Annotated in this window: 4 protein-coding genes; 3 read left to right on the top strand and 1 reads right to left on the bottom strand. The window is 73.4% G+C overall.

From position 1 onward, the window contains the following. The first annotated feature begins 166 nt into the window (after positions 1 to 166). Positions 167 to 1,366, top strand: a complete 1,200-nt coding sequence (locus tag ACIA79_RS30585; RefSeq protein ID WP_399431646.1) for a phosphatidylserine/phosphatidylglycerophosphate/cardiolipin synthase family protein — start codon at positions 167 to 169, stop codon at positions 1,364 to 1,366. Between the two features lie 148 nt (positions 1,367 to 1,514). On the opposite strand, the gene ACIA79_RS30580 is transcribed toward ACIA79_RS30585, so the two are convergent. Next, positions 1,515 to 2,087, bottom strand: a complete 573-nt coding sequence (locus ACIA79_RS30580) for an antibiotic biosynthesis monooxygenase (RefSeq protein WP_399431645.1) — start codon at positions 2,085 to 2,087, stop codon at positions 1,515 to 1,517. 179 nt (positions 2,088 to 2,266) lie between these two features. Here ACIA79_RS30580 and ACIA79_RS30575 point away from each other — a divergent pair, with 179 nt between their 5' ends. Then, complete coding sequence (locus ACIA79_RS30575; protein WP_399431644.1) at positions 2,267 to 3,088, top strand: tetratricopeptide repeat protein; 822 nt, start codon at positions 2,267 to 2,269, stop codon at positions 3,086 to 3,088. Positions 3,089 to 3,196: 108 nt separating this feature from the next. Further along, positions 3,197 to 4,036, top strand: coding sequence for a DUF1206 domain-containing protein (locus ACIA79_RS30570; protein WP_399431643.1), 840 nt, complete (start codon positions 3,197 to 3,199; stop codon positions 4,034 to 4,036). Positions 4,037 to 4,135: the final 99 nt, after the last annotated feature.

The raw sequence follows: 4,135 nt of genomic DNA, 5'->3' as shown, positions 1-4,135 counted from the left end.
CGGCCCCCCCCGCCCCCCGCCCCCCCCCCCCCCCCCCCCCCCCCCCCGCCCCCCCCCCCCCCCCCCCCCCCCCCCCCCCCCCCCCCCCCCCCCCCCCCCCCCCCCCCCCCCCCGGCCGGAAGATATCGTTCCCCTGCTCACAGCAGGAACGATCATTCACCGAGGAGTGAGAGCCATCAGACGCACATGGGCATCGGCGCTGGTCGCAGGGTCTTTGCTGACCCTGCTGTTCGTCCCTTCCCCGGCCGCGGTGGCCGTGGACGAGCCCCCGGTCGTCACGGGTGCGGTGTTCAACGATCCGCAGGGCACCACCGCCGAGCAGGACGCGGTAAAGAACCACATCATCAAGGCGATCGACAACACCCAGAGCGGCCGTACGCTGCGCGCCGCCCTGTACGCCCTCACCGACACCGGTTACAGCGACGCGCTGCGCCGCGCGCACGACCGCGGGGTGCAGGTGCGCGTCGTCCTGGATCACACCTACTCCACGTCCACGGCCGCGACGCAGCTCAAGACCACCCTCGGCACCGACCGCACCCGGGCGTCCTGGCTGCACGTCTGCCCCAAGGACCGCGCGTGCATCGCCGACGTCACGGTCGACGCGGACAAGAACCACATCAACCACAACAAGTTCTTCCTCTTCTCCCGGGTGGGTGATCCGGGGGTCGCGGAGGACGTGGTGATCCAGACCTCCGCGAACCAGACGCCGGCGAACACCTCCCGCTTCTGGAACAACGCCTACACCTCGGTGGGCAACACCGAGCTCTACACGGCGTACACCGCGTACTTCAACGACCTGGCCGACGAGAACCGCAACGCGGACTACTTCCGGCAGGGCACCACCGGCGGGGCAGAGAAGTACTACTTCTTCCCGCAGCAGAGCGGCGACCTGATCGTCGACGTGCTGAACAACGTGTTGTGCACCGGCAACACGGTGGTCGGGTCCGCCTCCCACAAGACGGTGGTCCGCGTCGCGGCGTACGCCTTCTACCGGGCGGACGTGGCGAACAGGCTGAGGGCCCTCGCCGACCAGGACTGCTGGATCGAGGTCGTCTACAACGAGACCGACGAGCTGGCGGCCCTGGGCAATCACGCGCGGATCAAGCCGTACAAGCTGCGCCTGGACAACGGCACGCCGGCGACCGAGGGCGACGACCTGTTCGTGCACTCCAAGTACCTGCTGGTCGAGGGCAATTACGCGGGTCACCCGGACACCAAGTGGACCTTCACCGGCTCCCACAACCTCGACGTCTCCTCCCTGCGGGAGAACGACGAGGCCCTGCTGCGCGTCGAGGGCGCGGCGACCCACGACGCCTACCGCGGCAACTTCCTCGCCATGCGTTCCGTGGCGACCCTGACCGGCTGACGTCCGCGCCGGACCGCGGCGGCGCGGGCCGCCGCGGACGGGAAGGTTCCCGGGGCCGGCTGGCAGCGGCGACGACGGCGGCCGGCCCCGTCACGCGCCACCCCGCGTTCGCCGCGGCGCTCGGCGGCACGGTCCGCGCGGACCCCCACTAGCCGCCGAGCCAGCCCCGCAGCAGACGGCTGACCGCCGGCATCGCCACGTACGTCATCAGGACGTTGTAGACGCCCGCGATGACCGCCCCGGCGAGAGCCACGGGCAGCGTGGTCAGGTGGGGGACCAGGAGGTGGCCGCCGAGCAGCGTGATCGGGTAGATCGCCAGGGTGGCGCTGATCGCCATCTTCCAGCGGGGCGGCGCGGGCCGCGTCGACCCCGGCGCGGCGAACCAGGTCTCCATGCCCGTGAGCGTCCGCCGCGCGATCTCGGTGTGATGGTGGCCTGCGCAGTGCGCGAACCACTGTGCCCGCTCCGGGGACTCCTGCCAGGTCCGGCAGGCTTCCGCGTCCCGGAAGCGGTGCACCAGGAACCACGGCGCGCCGCCCCCCGAGGAGCGGAACAGTCCGTACCCGAGGTGTCCCGGGAAGCGGGAGGCGCACTCCAGGATGCCCTTCGCCCACTGCTCGAAGGCGGCTTCGTGCCCGGGCTCCACCCGGCGTGCTATCAGCAGGGTCACCTCGCCGGCGTCGGCGGGGACGGTGGCGTGTTCCAGGCTCGGCGCAGTCACTCGTTCGTACTCCTCGTCATCGCGCCGCGCCCGGGGACACCTTACGGCGCGCCGCGTGGTGCCGCGTGTGCCGGTGCTCGCCCCGCGCGTACGGCCCGCCCATCCGCGCCATGACAAGATGACCACCCGGCCGGAGGCCGGGACACGACAACCGCGGCTCGGAAAGGTGCACGGGGGACATGCACGGCGATTCAGGCGCCCGCAAGGATGGCGGATACCAGCTCAGCCACGCCATGTGGCTCGAGAAGGCGGGAGACGTGGAGGGGGCCGCCGCCGCCTACCGGACGGTCATCGAAGCCGGTGTCCCGCACACCGCGGGGATGGCCGCGACCAACCTCGGCGTCCTCCTGACCCGACACGGCGACCCGGAAGGGGCGGCCGCCGCCTACCGGCAGGCCGTCGACTCCGGCCACCCGGACGCCGCCCCGCTGGCCGCGGCCAACCTCGGGGTCCTGCTCCAGCAGCAGGGTGACGTGGACGGGGCGGCCGCCGCCTACCGGTCGGCCGTCGACTCCGGCCACCCTGACGCGGCTCCCCGCGCGGCCTTCGACCTGGGCAACATGCTGGCCGAGCGCGGTGACGCGGAAGGAGCCCGGGCGGCACTCCAGCACGCCGTCGACTCCGGCCATCCCGAGGACGCACCGGGAGCGGCGTTCTGCCTGGGCTACCTGCTGAAGCAGCAGGGCCGCCCGGAGGAGGCCCGCGCCGCCTACCAACTGGCCATCGACTCCGGTCATCCGCGAGCAGGCTCCATGGCGGCCTGCAACCTCGGATTCCTGCTCAAGCTGCAGGGGGACGCCGACGGGGCGGCCGCCGCCTACCGGCGGGCCATCGACTTCGGACACCCCGACTTCGCCCCCAAGGCCGCGCTCGATCTCGGATTGCTGCTGGCCGGCAACGGGGATCCCGACGGCGCGCGCTCGGCGTTGCAGCGGGTCGTCGATTCCGGTCACCCGCACCTCTCCGAGGACGCCCGCACGGCCCTCGCCGGCCTCGGCTGACACCGGGCCCCGCACGCCCGTCAGGGCTCCGGTCCGGCTGGAAAGGCCGTACGCCGTTCCCGTCGTTTCCCCGCGGCGCGAGGGGGCAAGCGGGTGGGGGAGGTTGACATGAACGCTCGTACGATGCCGTTTCCCGGGCGCGCCGCGGCGCGCCGGGCGGCCGGCAGTTCGGCGATGGGCATGGCGGCGCGGTGGGGCCTCGCGGCCCGGGGCGTCCTGTATGTGCTCATCGGGGTGATCGCCCTGCGGATCGCGTCGGGCGACGGGGGCGGACAGGCGGACCGGGGTGGCGCCCTGGCCGAACTGGCGGCCCGGCCCATGGGATCCGTCCTGTTGTGGGCGGTCGGAGCGGGCCTGGTCGGCATGGCCCTGTGGCGGCTGTCGGAGGCCGCGTTCGGGGCGGCCGGCGCCGACGGGCACAAGGCCCGCAAGCGCCTTTTGTCGGCGGCCCGCTGTGTCTTCTACGCGTTCGTCGCCTACTCCGTGCTGGCGTTCGCCGCCGGCGAGAGCGGCAGTGGCAGCGGGTCCGGCGACCAGCAGTCCAGGGACGTCACCGCGCGGGCGCTGGAACTGCCGGGCGGGCAGTGGATCGTGGGGCTGGCCGGGGCGGGCATCGTCGTGGCCGGCGTGTGGGTGGCCGTCCGGGCCGTGCTGCGGAAGTACCGCAAGCACCTGAAGCTCGGTGCGATGTCGCGCAGGGCGCGGCAGTTCACCGATGTGACCGGGGTGGCCGGCGGTGTGGCGCGCGGCGCCGTGTTCGCCGTGGTCGGCGTCTTCTTCGTGCGCGCCGCGGTGACGTACCGGCCGAACGAGGCCAAGGGGCTCGACGACGCGCTGCGCACCGTCGCCGAGACCCCGGCGGGGCCGGGGCTGTTGGGGCTCGTCGCCGCGGGCATGGCGCTCTTCGGTGTGTTCTCCTTCGCCATGGCGCGGTGGCGCCGGGTCTGAACCGCCGCGCGCTTCCCTGTGGGGGGGGGGGGGGGGGGGGGGGGGGGGGTAGGCCCGCCCCCCCCCCCCCCGGGGCCCGAGGGCGACGGGATAAACCCC

This window comes from Streptomyces sp. NPDC051310 (genome assembly GCF_044455245.1).
Classification (GTDB): Bacteria; Actinomycetota; Actinomycetes; order Streptomycetales; family Streptomycetaceae; genus Streptomyces.
Note: the sequence above shows the minus strand (reverse complement) of the source record. Positions and strands in the feature narration are given on the sequence as shown.